General features: G+C 68.8%; 13 protein-coding genes and 3 pseudogenes. 6 read left to right on the forward strand and 10 right to left on the reverse strand.

Translation table 11 applies throughout. The annotated features are described in order from the left end of the window. Positions 1-267: 267 nt before the first annotated feature. The 6 genes and pseudogenes from ACFYW9_RS36285 to ACFYW9_RS36310 form a co-directional block, all read right to left on the reverse strand. Complete coding sequence (locus ACFYW9_RS36285; protein WP_389159380.1) at positions 268-1,275, reverse strand: YdcF family protein; 1,008 nt, start codon at positions 1,273-1,275, stop codon at positions 268-270. 233 nt (positions 1,276-1,508) lie between these two features. Beyond that, positions 1,509-2,143: pseudogene (locus ACFYW9_RS36290) on the reverse strand (integrase core domain-containing protein). A 265-nt stretch (positions 2,144-2,408) separates the two neighbouring features. Next, positions 2,409-2,936, reverse strand: coding sequence for a hypothetical protein (locus tag ACFYW9_RS36295; protein WP_389159381.1), 528 nt, complete (start codon positions 2,934-2,936; stop codon positions 2,409-2,411). A gap of 182 nt (positions 2,937-3,118) precedes the next feature. Further along, positions 3,119-4,606, reverse strand: a complete 1,488-nt coding sequence (locus tag ACFYW9_RS36300; protein ID WP_389159382.1) for a hypothetical protein — start codon at positions 4,604-4,606, stop codon at positions 3,119-3,121. Between the two features lie 254 nt (positions 4,607-4,860). Continuing rightward, complete coding sequence (locus ACFYW9_RS36305) at positions 4,861-5,694, reverse strand: IS5 family transposase (protein WP_389159383.1); 834 nt, start codon at positions 5,692-5,694, stop codon at positions 4,861-4,863. A 57-nt stretch (positions 5,695-5,751) separates the two neighbouring features. After that, positions 5,752-6,683, reverse strand: a protein-coding gene (locus ACFYW9_RS36310) for an IS5 family transposase (RefSeq protein WP_389159384.1) whose coding sequence is annotated in 2 segments (ribosomal slippage) — positions 5,752-6,279 and positions 6,282-6,683 — 930 coding nt in all. Because the reading frame shifts where the segments join, the coding sequence is not laid out codon by codon here. 605 nt (positions 6,684-7,288) lie between these two features. On the opposite strand from ACFYW9_RS36310, the gene ACFYW9_RS36315 reads away from it, so the two are divergent. Together ACFYW9_RS36315 and ACFYW9_RS36320 are read left to right on the forward strand one after the other, a co-directional pair. Further along, on the forward strand, positions 7,289-7,789 hold the full coding sequence (locus ACFYW9_RS36315; RefSeq protein WP_389159385.1) for a hypothetical protein: 501 nt from the start codon (positions 7,289-7,291) through the stop codon (positions 7,787-7,789). Positions 7,790-8,247: 458 nt separating this feature from the next. Continuing rightward, a complete protein-coding gene (locus ACFYW9_RS36320) occupies positions 8,248-8,448 on the forward strand; it encodes a hypothetical protein (RefSeq protein WP_389159386.1) in 201 nt (66 codons plus the stop codon). A gap of 639 nt (positions 8,449-9,087) precedes the next feature. Here ACFYW9_RS36320 and ACFYW9_RS36325 read toward each other — a convergent pair. The 3 genes and pseudogenes from ACFYW9_RS36325 to ACFYW9_RS36335 form a co-directional block, all read right to left on the reverse strand. Beyond that, positions 9,088-9,471: pseudogene (locus tag ACFYW9_RS36325) on the reverse strand (transcriptional regulator); the annotation flags it as partial. Position 9,472: 1 nt separating this feature from the next. Further along, positions 9,473-9,781, reverse strand: a pseudogene (locus tag ACFYW9_RS36330) (transcriptional regulator); the annotation flags it as partial. Positions 9,782-9,973: 192 nt separating this feature from the next. Further along, positions 9,974-10,849 carry a LysR family transcriptional regulator gene (locus ACFYW9_RS36335; protein ID WP_389159387.1) on the reverse strand — a complete coding sequence of 292 codons (876 nt, stop codon included), beginning with the start codon at positions 10,847-10,849 and terminating at the stop codon, positions 9,974-9,976. Positions 10,850-10,971: 122 nt separating this feature from the next. Here ACFYW9_RS36335 and ACFYW9_RS36340 point away from each other — a divergent pair, with 122 nt between their 5' ends. The 3 genes from ACFYW9_RS36340 to ACFYW9_RS36350 all read left to right on the forward strand — a co-directional run bounded on the left by ACFYW9_RS36340 (position 10,972) and on the right by ACFYW9_RS36350 (position 13,258). Next, the gene (locus ACFYW9_RS36340; RefSeq protein ID WP_389159391.1) at positions 10,972-11,970 is read left to right on the forward strand and encodes an NADP-dependent oxidoreductase; all 999 of its coding nucleotides are present in this window, start codon (positions 10,972-10,974) and stop codon (positions 11,968-11,970) included. A gap of 539 nt (positions 11,971-12,509) precedes the next feature. Further along, on the forward strand, positions 12,510-12,794 hold the full coding sequence (locus ACFYW9_RS36345; RefSeq protein ID WP_389159388.1) for a hypothetical protein: 285 nt from the start codon (positions 12,510-12,512) through the stop codon (positions 12,792-12,794). Between the two features lie 113 nt (positions 12,795-12,907). Continuing rightward, a complete protein-coding gene (locus ACFYW9_RS36350; protein WP_389159389.1) occupies positions 12,908-13,258 on the forward strand; it encodes a DEAD/DEAH box helicase family protein in 351 nt (116 codons plus the stop codon). 234 nt (positions 13,259-13,492) lie between these two features. Here the strand turns inward: ACFYW9_RS36350 and ACFYW9_RS36355 are convergent, their stop codons facing one another. Further along, positions 13,493-13,900, reverse strand: a complete 408-nt coding sequence (locus ACFYW9_RS36355; protein ID WP_389159390.1) for a RidA family protein — start codon at positions 13,898-13,900, stop codon at positions 13,493-13,495. A gap of 142 nt (positions 13,901-14,042) precedes the next feature. Between ACFYW9_RS36355 and ACFYW9_RS36360 the strand changes: the two genes are divergently transcribed. Next, on the forward strand, positions 14,043-14,423 hold the full coding sequence (locus ACFYW9_RS36360; protein ID WP_099498680.1) for a helix-turn-helix domain-containing protein: 381 nt from the start codon (positions 14,043-14,045) through the stop codon (positions 14,421-14,423). Positions 14,424-14,602: the final 179 nt, after the last annotated feature.

Below are 14,602 nucleotides of genomic sequence, written 5' to 3' on the forward strand. Positions count from 1 at the left end.
TCAAGGAATTCGGTGAGGAGGCTGTCGCCGGCAGAGCGTCGCTATCATCGGCACCTTCGACGGCCGCATCCTGGCCGGAGAAGTCAATCCCAGTCCCGATGACTTCAATGCAGAGCAGATCGTCCACGAAGCTCTCAGATATCATCTGATCGCGCTGTGACCTGCAAGCTCCGTCAGCCAGCGGCCACCCCCGCTGTTCGGCGCGGGCGCGGGTTGCTGACGAAGCCACGCCGACCCTGCTGCCCGGGGCGGCAGGGTCGGCGTGGCTCAGCGCTGGAAGGTCGCTGTCGCCACAGGCACCGCCAGCAGCAGGCTGAGCCCGATCAGGGGCAGCCGGTCCAACCACAGGACGGCGGCGAACTCACGCAGGGTCGCGGAGAGCCAGTACGCGGGAGAGGTCGGCGCCCCCACGACGTGGACAAGGACGCCGGCGCGACGGGCCAGCAGGGCCGTGCGGTAGACGTGGAAGCCGCTGGTGACCACCGTGGCACGGTGCCCGGAAGCGGTGCGGTCCATGAGAGCCGCGCTGAAGCGGAGGTTCTGCCCGGTGTTCACGGAGCGGTCCTCCCGCACGATCCGGTCGGCAGCCACCCCGCGTGCGCGCAGATAGTCGGCCATGGCGTCCGCCTCGGAGCGCACCTCGTCGTCGCCCTGGCCGCCCGAGACGACGAACACCACACCGTCTGCGTCCGGTGCGCCGGCGTCGTCGACCGCGAGGGCCCGCTCCAGTCTGCGGCGCAGCAGCGGACCGGGCCGGTCGCCATTGAGCCCGGCGCCCAGGACGACGACATGGGTGGTCTCCGGCGGCGGGGTGCTGCGGCCCTGGACGAACACGTAGACGGTGAAGGCGAGGAAGAGCAGGCTGAGGTATCCGGCGGCCGCGTTCACCGCCACCATGAGGGCACCCGCCACCTCGCCCCCGGCAGTCTGGACGACCGCGTCGAGGCCGAGCACCGCCAGCAGGGCGCAGCCGGCGGCGCCGGTGGCCAGCAGGGACGCCTGCGGTCCGTAGCGCCGGACCAGGACGATGCTGTCGACCAGCAGGAGCAGCCCCAGCGCGAGGGTCATGAGCAGGGCGGCGACGGCGAGCACGGTCACGACGGTGGGGTGAGTCTCCGCACTGCGGGCGGCCCCGCCGAGCCCGGCCGACGTCACCGCGAGGCAGAACAGGACAGCGGTGGAGAACCGGTGCGGCGCCAGCACGGCATGGACGACGACGCCCACGGCGAACACCGCCGCGGCAACGTACTCCGGGTACTCCGGCACGTCCCCCACCACTCCGCTCTCCTGCCCGCCGGTCCCGACCCCGTCCGCCCGTCGCCGCCTGCGCATTTCCGGACCCGCGCAGCGCTGCGGGGCCCGGTGCGGACGCCGCCGGACATCCTCGCAGACCCGTCGGGGCGCGCCGTACGCGGGCGGGCGCCGACGCGATCAGCCGGGACCGGCGTACGCCCGTCGCCCAGGTCAGATGCACCAGGAGCGCAGGACCTCGGCGACGGCGTAGATGCTCAGCCGGGTGTGTATTGACCCGCAGGGTTGTTGACGCGGGTGATGGGTGGCTGTCCGCCGAGTGCGGTGTGGCAGCGGTGGTGGTTGTAGGTGTGAAGGAAGTCTGCCAAGGCTTCGGCTCGTTCTTGGTTGCTGATGTAGGGCCGTAGGTAGGCCCATTCGTCGGGCAGGGTGCGGTTGAAGCGTTCGACCTTGCCGTTGGTCTGGGGCCGGTAGGCGCGGGTGAGCTTGCCGGTCGCGCCGAGGTTGGCCAGTGCGGCCTTCCAGGCAACGCTCTTGCGGTAAGCCCAGGCGTTGTCGGTCATGACCCGCTCGATGTGGGTGATGCCGCAGGCATGGAAGAACGCGGCCGCGCGGGTCAGGAAGCCCGCGCAGGTCGCGGCTTTCTCGTCGCTGTGGATCTCGCTGTAGGCGAAGCGGGAGTGGTCGTCGACGGCGGAGTGGACGTAGTCGAAGCCCATCCGGCTACGGGTGGCCCGGCCGGCCCGGCGGCCCAGGGGTCTATCCACTTGTGGGCCGTGACGCGTAAGACGCCCATCTCGGCCGCCACATGCGCGACGGGCCGACCTGCGCGGACACGCTCGACGAGCAGTCGCCTGCCATGAACGGTCAGCCGGGCATTGCGGTGGGACACGAAGACCTCCGTGCGGTGTGTTCCTAAGGGCTGTCCCGTAATCCCCGGCGGGCGCGCGACGACAGCTACGGCACCTCGCCGCATTGTCGGATCGCCCGAATACGCCCAGTATGAGAATGACCTTCCGCCTTGCGATGCACCGCATCTGACGCCGCGCGCTGATCCACCGGGGATTACGGGACAGCCCTTAGACAACTCCACCACATCGGAGGTCTTCGCCATGATCAAGCCCGGCAAGTGTCAACGACGCTCGTGATCAATACACCTAGGACCACCGGTCCACCCGGAAGTTCTCGCGGGCCGTGAACGCCACACAGGCGCCAACGGATGCGACGCAGCTCGCGAAGGAGAGCACGTCGCGCTGCGAGTCCTCGACGGCCACCTCGTACTCGGCCCTGGTCAACTCGACTTCCCTGTAATGATGGTTGCGGCCGTACTCGGCCCAGTACCGGTCGCCGTACGCCTTCGGGCCGGACAGCTCCGGGTCGCCGTGGGCCAACGACAGGACGAACGAGGCGACGGCCGTCAGCACCAGCCCGAGGAGCACTCGGCGCAGGGGCCGGGGCAGCTCCTTCCGGAAGACCGGCCACAGTTCGACCCCCACGTCGTTCAGCCGTAGCCGCACGACGACGGCCACCGGCACGAGGACGACGGCCCCGACCATGACCATCACCGCCCACCCGGTGCCGTCCCCCGGTGACGGTCCGGGCAGCCAGGTGACCGCGACGAACAGCAACAGGGCTACGGCGAGCGCCGCCGCGAAGACGCTGTGCACCCTGAAAGATCCACTCACGCCCCGGAGGGTCGCACACCCGTCCGAACCCCGCCGCCCTTTTCCCCCAAGCCGCTGTTCGTCGGCGCCGCTACGTCGGGTCGGCGCAGAGCGGGCCGTCGCGGGCGCGGCTGCGGCAACCGTCTCCGACGGCTTCCGCCCCGGACCCGTCCGGAGGTCCCTCCGGCCCTCCGGACGACGGTTCAGTTCCCGGCGCGGGACCGTCGGGAAAGTGCTACGGCCGCGCCGCCGGCCAGCGACAGCGCGCCGGCCGCCCAGGCGATCCAGCCGCCGCCGAATCCGGTGCCGGCCAGCGGCCCGGACCCTGCCGAAGTGCCGCCCGAGACGGAGCCGTTCTGCGCCAGCCGCAGGGTCAGCGGCGCGCTGTCGTTGGAGGCGTCGGGGTCGAAGCCCTCGAAGAACTCCTGCGTTTGGATCTGGCCCGTGGAGACGGCCGGGGTACGGGGGCCGATGGCGAAGGTGAACGACAGGACGTGTCTGTCTCCCGGGGCGGGGTCGCCGAAGTAGCACTCGTAGGTGGTCCAGCCCAGCCGGGGGCCGTGGTACGACCCGTCCGTGCCCGGCGGGTAGCAGTCGTGCGGGATCTTCGTGGCCTTCGTGCCCGGCGGCAGCTTGACGAGGACCGAGAGGCCGGTCTCGTCGTCGAGGAGGTCCTCCACCAACGCCGGCCCCCGGTCGACCACGGTGACGTGCAGCGTGGCGTGACCGCCGCGCCGCCCGGTGGCGGTGTCCCCGGTGACGGCGAAGTCGGCGTGGTTGACGCTGTCGACGTAGGTGGTGAAGGACGGCTCGTGGTTCCCGTCGGACGGCGTCGCGCCATCGGGGACCAGGGTCAGCGGGGTCCCGGGGCCGTTCGCCGGGGCGGCGTCGGCGAGCGGGGTGACGTCGTAGTAGATCTTGTCGTGCAGGGCCTCGTCGCCGACCTTGACCCGCAGCGGTGACGACAACGCGTACTGCCGGCCGGGCTCCACCGGGGTGGGGAAGTCGCACAGGGTCTCGTGCACGATGTGCCCCCCGCGGCTGCTCGCGGACACGTCGCGGCAGTTGGCCCAGGAGCCCTGGAGGTGCAGCCCGGCCGTGGTGTCGATCCGCAGTTCCACCCCCTGGGCAGCCGGGAGTTGGCCGGTGTTCCACACGTCGAGCGGAAAGGTCAGCATGTCGCCCGGCACCTGGTCCAGCTGCTCGGCGGACTCGCTCACCTTCAGCTGCGTCTTGCCGTTGGTCAGGGTGACGTGGTCGCCGGTGACGGTGGCGTCCGACGCCGTGCCGGAGACGCTCAAGGTGCCGCTGCTGCCGATGGCCGCACCGGGCTTCGGCACCAGCGTGATGGCGTGGTAGTCCGAGGTGGCGGACGGCAGGTCCAGCGTGCAGAGGTTGCCGTCGCAGTGCTCCGACGGTGCCGGCTCGGCGAAGTCGGCCACTCCGGACAGGTCGACGGCCAGGTGAACGTGGTGTGCCGCGCTCTCGCCCGCCACCTTCCACCGGTAGGCCACGAACACGTTCGCCGGCTCCGTCCCGATGAAGAGCTCGTGCTCGACGAACCGGACCGTCATCCCTCGTGCGCCGTCCGCCGCGTCGGCGCGGGCCGGATCCGTGCCGAACAGCCCCGCCATCAGCGCCAGCGCGCCCACCGCCGTCGCGACCGCGCGCACCCATGATCTTCGTGCCATCCGCCCCGGACCTTCCCGTGCGCCGGGAGGGTCCCGGCCCGCCGTGCTGCACAGGTGTGACCCGCGAGGTGCGGGAATGGTTGCGGCCGGGCGGGCTCGGATGTATGCGCCGCCATGCACGAAAGGGCGGCACCCCCACACAAGGGTGCCGCCCCTTCCGCGAGCCGGAGCCGCCGCCCATCGGTCTTGAGGGTCGGGGACAGGCAGCGGCTCCGGGGTCTTGTCGCCGTCCGGGCTAGGTCGTGTCCGCAAAGTCAGGGGAGCCAGAGTCGTAGGCAGGCGATGGTGACCAGGGCCTGGTAGTGGCGGGCGCGTTTGTCGTAGCGGGTGGCCAGGGCTTTGTTGTGCTTGAGCCGGTTGAAGCAGCGTTCGACGACGTTGCGGCGGCGGTAGGCCGCGCGGTTGAACCGGCACCGGCTCTCCCCGCGGCTGATGCGGCCGTTGATCTGGTCGATCCGTTCGGGGATCGCCGCTTTGATGCCCCGGCCGCGGAGACAGGTACGGATCTTCGTGGACGAGTAGCCCTTGTCCGCGGCGACCAGGACGGGCCGGGTGCGCGGACGGCCCGGCCCGCACCGCTCGATGCGGATGCGGGCCATCACCTGCTCGAACTGGGTGCAGTCGTTGACGTTGCCGGCGGTGAGAGTGAAGGCCAGTGGCCGTCCCTGACCGTCGCAGGCGAGATGGATCTTCGTGGTCGGTCCGCCGCGGGACCGGCCGATCGCCTCGCCCGGCCAGGTCCCCCTTTTCGGGCCCCGGCGGCATGCCGGTGGGGCCCGCACGGTCGTGGAGTCGACGCACACGATCGACCAGTCAACGGCCCCCACGGCGTCGGAGTGCTGCTGGACGTGGGCGAGCAGACGGTCCCAGGTCCCGTCGGCCGACCAGCGACGGAAGCGCTCATAGACGGTCTTCCACGGACCGTAGCGTTCGGGCAGGTCCCGCCAGGCCGCCCCGGTGGCCAGCTTCCACACAATCCCGTTCACCACCTGGCGACGGTCCCGCACCGGCCGACCCATCCGGGCAGGGGCCAGCAACGGCTCGATCACCGCCCACGACTCATCAGTCAACTCATGACGACGTACCACGAACCAACCAACGAGCCAACGACTTTGCGGACACACCCTAGGGCGCTGTTTCCCGGATCATGTGCGGAGCCAGATCATGAGGGCTGCGAGGGCGACGGTTCCGAGGTAGATGTAGGCGCGTTTCTCGTAGCGTGTGGCGACGGCGCGGAAGCCTTTGAGTCGGTTGATGGCACGTTCGACGGTGTTGCGCTTCTTGTAGTGCTCGCGGTCGAATCCGGTGGGCCGGCCGCCTTGCGATCCTCGGTTCTGCCGGTGTCGTTGCTGGTCGAGACGTTCGGGGATGGTGTGCCGGATTCCGCGTCTTCGCAGGTAGCGTCGGTTGCTGCGGGACGTGTAGGCCTTGTCGGCCAAGACGCGGTCGGGCCGGGTGCGAGGCCGACCGACTCCTGGCCGGGGCACGGAGATCCGCTCCAGCACATGCTCGAGCTGGGGGCCGTCACCGTGGTGTCCGGGTGTCAGGACGAAGGCGAGAGGTCGGCACCGTCCGTCGGCGACGAGATGGATCTTGGTGGTGAAGTCGCCGCGGGAGCGTCCCAGGCATTCGCCGATCTGACCACCTCCTCCAGCCGGACGGCCAGTTTCCGCAGGACCGGATCGACCAGGTTCGTCCCCGAGCCGGTCCCCTTTTGAGCAACCGGGGCGGGCGGCGCCTTCCGCGCGCCGGCGGCATGCTGGTGAGCCCGCGCCGCGGTCGAGCCCACCGACACGTCCCAGTCGATCCCGCTCACGGCATCCTCGGCGGCCTGGATGCGAGACAGCAGCATCTTCCACGTTCTATCGGCTGACCAGCGACGATGCCGCTTATAGGCCGTCTCCCACGGCCCGAACCGTTCCGGCAGGTCCCGCCACTGCACTCCCGTCCTCGCCCGGTACAACACCCCGTTGATCACCCGACGGTGATCGCTCCACCGACCTCCCCGTACACCACCAGGAGGTAAGAGCGACTCCAGCCGAGCCCATTCCGCATTCGTCAGATCCCCACGGCCCATGACGCCAGCCTGACCCCAACACCCCACCCACGTCGGGAGACCCGAGAAGCAGCGCCTAGGAAGAGATCAGCAAGGCCGAAGCCGCGATCGCACGACTGCACCGTCCGCCCGTCCTGCTCGACCGCCTGCCGCGACAACTGGGCTACTCCTTCCGGGACATGACGGCTCTGGAGGAGTGCGACCGCCCGACAGCCCGTGACTGCGCCCGCATCCTGACGGGGTGGGCCGACCCGGCCCAGCTCGCGATCGTTCCGTCGTCGGCGTCCGCCCTGCGTTTCGTCCCGCGTCGTTGGTTCCAGTGCTGCGGCCGCCGCAACCCGGACCGTGTTGGGGAGGGCCTGGTAGGTGGCGAGCCGGTAGGCCACGGTTCAGCGGGCCATCTGTTCGGCTTCGCTGACGCCGCTGGGCGTGAGCGGGAAGACGGCGGCCTCGTACACGGTGATGCCCGCGACGACCGCGTCGGCCAGTCCCGCCTGCGTGCCCCCGCGCTGGGACCAGCCGGCACGATCCAGGTCAAGCCTGTTCGATCCCTCGTGCGCAGGGGTATGCCCTGCCTTGCCGACCGCATGTCAGGGCTCGGACCGGATCTGGCTGATGGGGGAATCGTGCGCACTCGCGTGTCCGGACTGGGCCTCGGTCCGATCCGAGGGGACTACGCCCTCATGACCCCGTTGGCGGGCACCCTGCTGCAGATACTCCGGGGATTCCTGCTGATCGCCTGGGTCCTCATGGCCGGTTTCACCGTGTTCACCCCCGACCAGGTCGACGGGAACCTCGCCTGGACGACGGCGGTGGTGATCGCGGTCTACACCGTGACGTTCGGATGGCGTCTGCTGACCGCCCGGCTCGGCATGAACCGGTGCTACCTCCTGGCGGAGGGGGTGGCCGTGACCAACCGCTTCGGCCGGGTGACCGATTCCGTGGCCTGGAGCGACGTGACCGGTATCCAGCAGACAACGGTCGTGGACCTCTACATGGGAGCGCACCGCATGGAGATCCACCGGAACCAGACCGCCGAACCTCTCACGTTCCTGGCGCCGGGCGTGAAATCGCAACTGGTGGAAGCGCTGCTCACCGAGGGCCGCCGCGCAGGAGCCCTGCAGTGAGGGGCATCGGGGTCCCGGGCGTGGCCACTTGCTATGGCAAGCGCGGATACATCTACCTCGGAGCCGTCGCCCTCGCAGCCCTCATGATCTGGCTCCGCACATGATCCGGGAAACAGCGCCTAGGCCAGGCCGGCTTGGGTCCTCGTGGTCCGGTGCGTGGCACCGGCGCTCGCCAAGCCTTCAAGCCTCGATGTACGCGACGATCGCACCGGTTATCTCGGGTCTGTGTGGCCTCGTTGCAGTTCAGGGCTTCGCTGCTGTGTGAGGAACGTTAGCGACGGTCCCGCTTCAAATAGGGTGACGGTGTGTCTCAGAGTCCTGATCAGCCGGTTCTGCCGTCTCGTCATCAAGTTGGCAGCCTTCGTGACTTCCTCCATGGAAGGACGTACTCGGCTGCCTCAGTCACCATCCGCCTCGACGGTGCACCGTCCCATGCTGCGGGCTCGCCTCTGGATGACGTGAGCAAGGTCTCGAATGCCCTGTATGAGGTTGTCGACGGTCTTGCCAGGCGGGTGCTGGACGCGCTTTTTTCCGGGCAGCCGAACGCCGAGGCGCGTGACGCATGGGTCGCGCTCTTGCTGATTGCCCAGAACTGGCGGGACTCACCTGATCTGCCGGCAGACCTGAAGACCGTGGTTGATGAGGCCCTTCCACTCTGATAGGCGGTGGTAACGGGTGGATCGTCACCAGCCAGAACGCTCGTCAGGTCACGGCTCCTGGTGTCCAGCTGCGCGAAGTCTGGCAGCGGCTTCAGCGGGTGTGTCGTAGTAGCCGGGTCGAGCCAGGAGGACCGAGTTGAAGTAGTAACCCTGTTCTTCGTCGGGTTCGTCGTCCGCTTCGAAGGGGCGCCAGAAGCTGAGAAGAAGGTCTGGTGCGATGAAGGAGGCCGGGTCGTCCTCGGCCTCGGTGATCGTGGCGAGTCCTCGCAGCAGGGTGACTACCTCGGCAGCGGGCAGGCCGAAGACCTCGATGCCGCGGAACCGGACAATGTCCTGGCCGCTGGCGGGTCGGCCCAGCTCGATTGCTTCGAGCTCACCGCGCGAACAGTGAACGCTGACCATCAGGCCGCATGGCCGGAAGACGAACCTGCCCAACTGGTCTGATTCCGAGATCGCTGAGGGGTCTCGGAACGAGGCGAGTGCCCGGTCTGCTGCCTCGCGGGGCATGCCGATGGCCAGGGCGCCGAGACCGGTGGGCGGCGTGAGTTCGAATTCCATGCGCGAATGATTGAACCGATGATCGGCGGGATTCAGGGCTCCGATGGCAACCGATTCTCGCTGCGGATCATGCGGCGAAGGCTTATGCGGGCGGGTGACCTGGGACTGGTTGAGCGGGTGGATCTCCACGCGGGTGCCGCGGCTGTCGCGGTTGAGGCGGGCGAGCAGGTAGCGGGCCACGTTCTCCCGGCGGACCGCGCGATAGGCCCGCTCGATCGCGGCGAGGCCGGCGCGGGAGGGTGAACGGGTGCCGGCGAGCCAGGCCTTAATGGTGCGGGGAGCGGCGGTCAGGCCTGCGTCCCCTGCCGCGATGCGGGCGTGGTCGGTGCGGGTGAGGTAGTGCAGGCGGGCGGTGATCGAGGTGGCGATGTACCCGGCGAGGGCGTCGAACTGGCGGGCGACGGCTTCGTGGCCCTTGATGCCGCGCGCGCCGAACTTGCCGAAGCCGAGGTTCCTCTCGGGCATGTCAGGTCTTTTCCTGGGGTGCGGGATCGGCGTGGCCGACGGTGCAGACCTCCTTGACCTTGACTTCGGTCACGCCGCGTCCTTCGGGAAAGACGGCGCGCCAGTCGCCGATGACGTGGAGTTCGTCGGTGCCCATGGCGCGGACGACCGTGAGGCCTTCGGCGTAGACGCGGTGGGCTTTCCACCACAGGTTGGCGAAGGCCTGGGAGCGGATGAGGTGCATCCAGGCGGTGCGGTAGAGCTCGCGGTTGTAGTTGGACTCACCCATGGTGGAGACGAACTTGGAGTACATGGCCTTGACGTACTCCAGCGCCCCGGACTGCTCAGGATGCTGTGCCCTCTACGAGGAGAGCACAGGCCATTGTCGTTTCCCGAGAGCAGTTGGCAACAAGACGGGCAGTTCCCGCGTCGAGCGGTGTTCAGCCTGCGGTGAGCCAGCGGACCTTCACTCGGAGGCCGTGGTGAACCTGCCGCCCATGGTCATTGCCCGGCCTGGTCCCGGTCAGGATGCCGGGGCGGTCAGGACGGCCTTCGCGGCCAGCCGGAGATTCCTGATCATCGGATTCGGGGCGCCCTTGCGGCTGACCAGGACGACCTGGCTGGGGGGAGCGCCCTCGATCGGGACGGTGACGAGGTCGGGACGCAGTGAGCTACGCCGATCGCCGACCGGTAGCACGGCGATCGCCCTGCCACTCGCAACGAGTTCGAGCTTGTCCTCGTAGCTCTCGATCGGCGGCACGCCGGCCCCGAGGATCCGGTAGGAAGCCCAGTCCGCGGTCTCGGACGCGCACGGCGCCGCCTCTTCGCCGGCCAGTTCTTCCGCGGTCACCGACGCGCGGTCGGCCAAGGGATGGCCGCGCGGGACCACGAGCATCCGGGGCTCCTCGTACAGCGGGGTGGTGAACACGTCGTCGGCAACGAGCGGCAGCGGGGCCCGCGCGATCAGGGCGTCGACGCGCTTGTCGGACAGTGCCCCGACGTCGCGGCAGTTCAGATGCCGGGTGGCGATCTCGGTGTTGGGGTAGCGGTGGCGCAGTTCCCGTACGGCGGCAGTGATCACCAGGTCTTCGACGTAGCCGATGGCGATTCGTTGGGTCTCGGCTTGTTCACGCACGGCCAGCTCGGCCTGGCGGGCGGCCTGCAGCAGGGCTTGGGCCCGGGGGAGGAAGCTCTGGCCGGCCGGAGTGAGCCGGGTGCCCTGGGGCGTGCGGTCCAGCAGGCGTGCGCCGAGATATTTCTCGAGCCGTTGGATCTGGCGGCTCAGCGCCGGCTGGGCCACGTGCAGTTCGGCGGCGGCCCGGCCGAAGTGCTGGTGCGCCGCCACCACGGTGAAGTAGCGCACCAGCCGCAGTTCCAGGTCCTGTCCGAGATCGTTCACCCTTGCAGGGTATGCGTCATGCCGTTTCGGAATGATCAGGTTGCCGAACCGGTCTTGGACGGCCGTGCCGTCCCGGGCTTTGACTGAAGGAGCAACGTTTCCCCGAGAAAGCGACAGGCGTGATGAAGGCGATCCAGTTCCACGAAGCGGGCGGGCCGGAAGTTCTGCGGTACGACGAGGTACCGGTTCCCGAGATCGGCCCGGGCGAGGTGCTCGTCCGGGTGCACGCGGCGGGCATCAACCCGCCGGACTGGTACCTGCGTGAGGGGATGAAGGTCATGCCGGCCGAGATGAGGCCGGCGCTGGAGTTCCCCCTGATCCCCGGAACGGACATGTCGGGCGTGGTCCAGGCGGTCGCTCCGGACGTGCTGGGGTTCGCCGTCGGTGACGAGGTCTTCGGCATGCTGCGGTTCCCCGGATTCGACGGCCGGACGTACGCCGAGTACGTGGCCGCGCCTGCTTCTGACCTGGCTCACAAGCCAGCCGGTATCGACCATGTACAGGCGGCCGGGGCGCCGATGGCCGTGCTGACGGCCTGGCAGTACCTGGTTGATCTCGGCCACGACGTGCCGTCTCCCTTCACCGGCCAGGTGCACCAGCCGGTGCCGATCACGCCAGGGATGACCGTGCTGGTCAACGGGGCCGCCGGTGGAGTGGGCCACTTCGCGGTGCAGCTGGCGAAAGGGAAGGGAGCACACGTCATCGCGGTGGCCTCAAGCCGGCACGAGCAGTTCCTGCGCAAGCTCGGCGCCGATGAGTTCATCGACTACACCACAACGCAGGCAGCGGACGTGGTCAGCGGCGTCGACCTGGTGATCGACACCGTCGGCGGCCCGGACAGCTCACGCTTCCTGACCGTGCTCAAGCGCGGCAGCACCATGCTTCCGGTGTTCTTCGCCCAGTACGACCCGGAAGAGACGACGCGTCTGGACATCACCGTCTCGAACATTCAGGTACGTTCCAACGGCCCCCAGCTCGCCGAGATCGGGCACCTGTTCGACGAGGGCAAGCTCCAGGTCGGGGTGGACAGCACCTACCCGCTGTCCGAAGCGGTCAGCGCACACACGCGAGCCGCGCAGGGCCACATCCAAGGCAAGATCGTGCTGACGGTGGCCTCATGATCGCCGAACTCCGGCAGGCGGTGGCGAACTACGCCCACGCCCTGTCAGGTCGCCGATCCGGCCGAGGAGCTCGAAGGCTGATACGACACATCACCAGACTCCCACCCACAGACCCACCCCATCCACAGAACCAACGAAAAGGCCAGCAGGCCATGTATCGAACGTGTGCCTCGGGAACGGCCTGGTGATGGTGGGCCACCTCGGGACAGGACAGGCGCGGGTGGGGTAGTCGGTGTGGTCGCCGCCGCAGAAGGTGGCGGAGTTGGGGGTGTTGAAGGGGCTGCCGGCGGCACGGCGGGTGGACAGGTCGAGGTTGGCGATGAACTGAGCGCCGCGGCCTGCCCTCCCCTACTTCCGAAACTGACCGGCGGCTGACAGGTTCACGCGTGGGACGGGTGGCGCGGCAGCAGGCGGAAGGCGGGAGGTCTGTCGGCTTCCCCGCAAGCGCCTCCATAACGCCTCGCATTGAGGCATTATGGAGTGTCGTACTTGAAGCTCACTGCTCGCCAGCCGGCCCGTACCGGAAACGAAGAGGACCAATGCCCGACACTCCCTCCTCCCCCACGCCCGCGTCAGAGGAGTTGTGGACCGTCTCAGCGGTGGCCGCCTACCTCGGGTTCACGGGGGAATCGGCGGCCGGTTCGGCCCGCAGGCAGTTGTCGCGCTGGGGCATCGCCGCCAAGGGGCGCGAGCCCGGCCGAGGCGGACAGTCGTTGCATCTGGCGTCGCAGGTCCGCGCGGCCAACGAGGCGCGCCCCGGGCGCGGCCGTCACGGGGCCCGTAGAACAGAGGGCGGCCGCTTCACGGGGCCCACGGACGCCTAGGGACCGGCGCGCCCGCCCTGCACAGTCCAGCTGGGCGGTCGTCCACTGCCAGGCACACGGCCGCCCGCCCGCCCAGTCACCAGAGCAGTTGCCTGACCAGGAGGACCACCGTCGTGACCGTCACTCTTCGCCCGCATCAAGTCGAAGCGGTCGACGCGGTGCTGCACCGTCTCTCCGAACAGCCCGGACAGGGCATCCCGTTCGAGGGGCTGCGCACGCAGGTCATCGCCGCCACCGGCTCCGGCAAGACCCTGATCGGAGTGGCGGCGGCCGACCGTCTCGCCGCGCGGCGGGTGCTGGTCCTGGTGCCGACCCTGGACCTGCTCCTGCAGATGGCCGGCGCCTGGCGAGCGGGCGGCCGCCGCGGAGCGATGATCGGCGTGTGCTCCCTGCGCGGCGCCGACAGCCAGGGCGTGCCGTCCGTGCCGATGAGCACGCCCGGCACCCCGCCCCGGAGGAGCTGATCCCGCTCAGCTGCAATGAAATCCGGCGCGTGTTCGTCGCCCTGGCCGTGCGCCCCGTGCACGACGACGCCCACTGGCTGAGTTGGTCCGACTGGCGGCGACGCCATCAGGCTGGTCCCGAGTCGGCCATTACCGTCGGCAAGCCGCACACCAGACCTGATGTGCTGAGCAGGCCGGCTGGCCACTGAGCACCCTCGTTGGCACTTCCGTGCTCAGTGGGCGAAGGGCATCTGTTCAGTCGAGGATCGCGGTGGCTTCGATCTCGACCAGGTGGTCGGGGACGTCCAGGGCCGCAACACCCAGCAGCGTGGCCGGCGGGACCGGGGTGATGCCCAGCTTCGCGGACGCCCGGGAGACGCCCTCCAAGAGTGGGGGCATCTTGTCGGGGGTCCAGTCGACGACGTAGAAGGTCAGTTTCGCCACGTCGTCGAAGGAGCCGCCGGCCTCGGCCAGAGCGGTGCCGATATTGAGGTAGCACTGCTCGACCTGCCCGGCGAGGTCGCCTTCGCCGACCGTGATCCCCTCGGCGTCCCAGGCGACCTGGCCGGCGATGAAGACCAGCTTCGACCCCGTTGCGATCGACACCTGCCGGTAGACATCGATCTTGGGCAATCCACTCGGGTTTACCAGGTTGATGGCCATGCTGCCTGCCTCCTTGTCCTGAGCGCTTGTGGGCTCGTGTCCACCCGGCCAAGGCGCCTTCGGTCTCTTGTGGTTACTCAGGAACCGTAGGAGAGTGGTGGCTGACATGGAAGAACGCACTTTCCAGTGACTGGGGAACCTGATGGTGACCAAACAGATCAAGGGCCCATCCGAGGAAGCAGACCTCAGGCGCGCGGACTCATTGGCGCGAGAGATCTTCTCCGACGTTGCCAACAAGTGGGCGTTCCTGATCATCGAGACTCTCGGTGAACGCACCCTGCGCTTCAGCGAACTGCGGAACGAGATCGAGGGCATCAGCCACAAGATGCTCACCCAGAACCTGCGCATGCTGGAGCGCAACGGTCTGGTCGAGAGAAACGTGCACCCCACCGTCCCGCCGCGTGTCGAATACACCCTCACCGAGCCGGGCCAGGGCCTACGCGCAACCGTCGACGGAATGTGCGACTGGACGCACCGCTACTTCGGGCACATCGAGGCCGCCCGCCACCGCTTCGACGCCTGACGGCTGACGGCTGACGGCTGACGCCTGACGGCTGACGGCTGACGGCTGACGGCTGACGGCTGATCACGATCTACAGCTGGAGTACTAGTGACCTGAGTCAGAGATTCGTCGTTGGTCAGGCATGAGTCGTCCGGGTCCGAGGATTCCGCCGTTGTCGGTCACTGATGCCCAGCGGGCGG

Source organism: Streptomyces sp. NPDC002698 (genome assembly GCF_042888945.1).
Classification (GTDB): Bacteria; Actinomycetota; Actinomycetes; order Streptomycetales; family Streptomycetaceae; genus Streptomyces.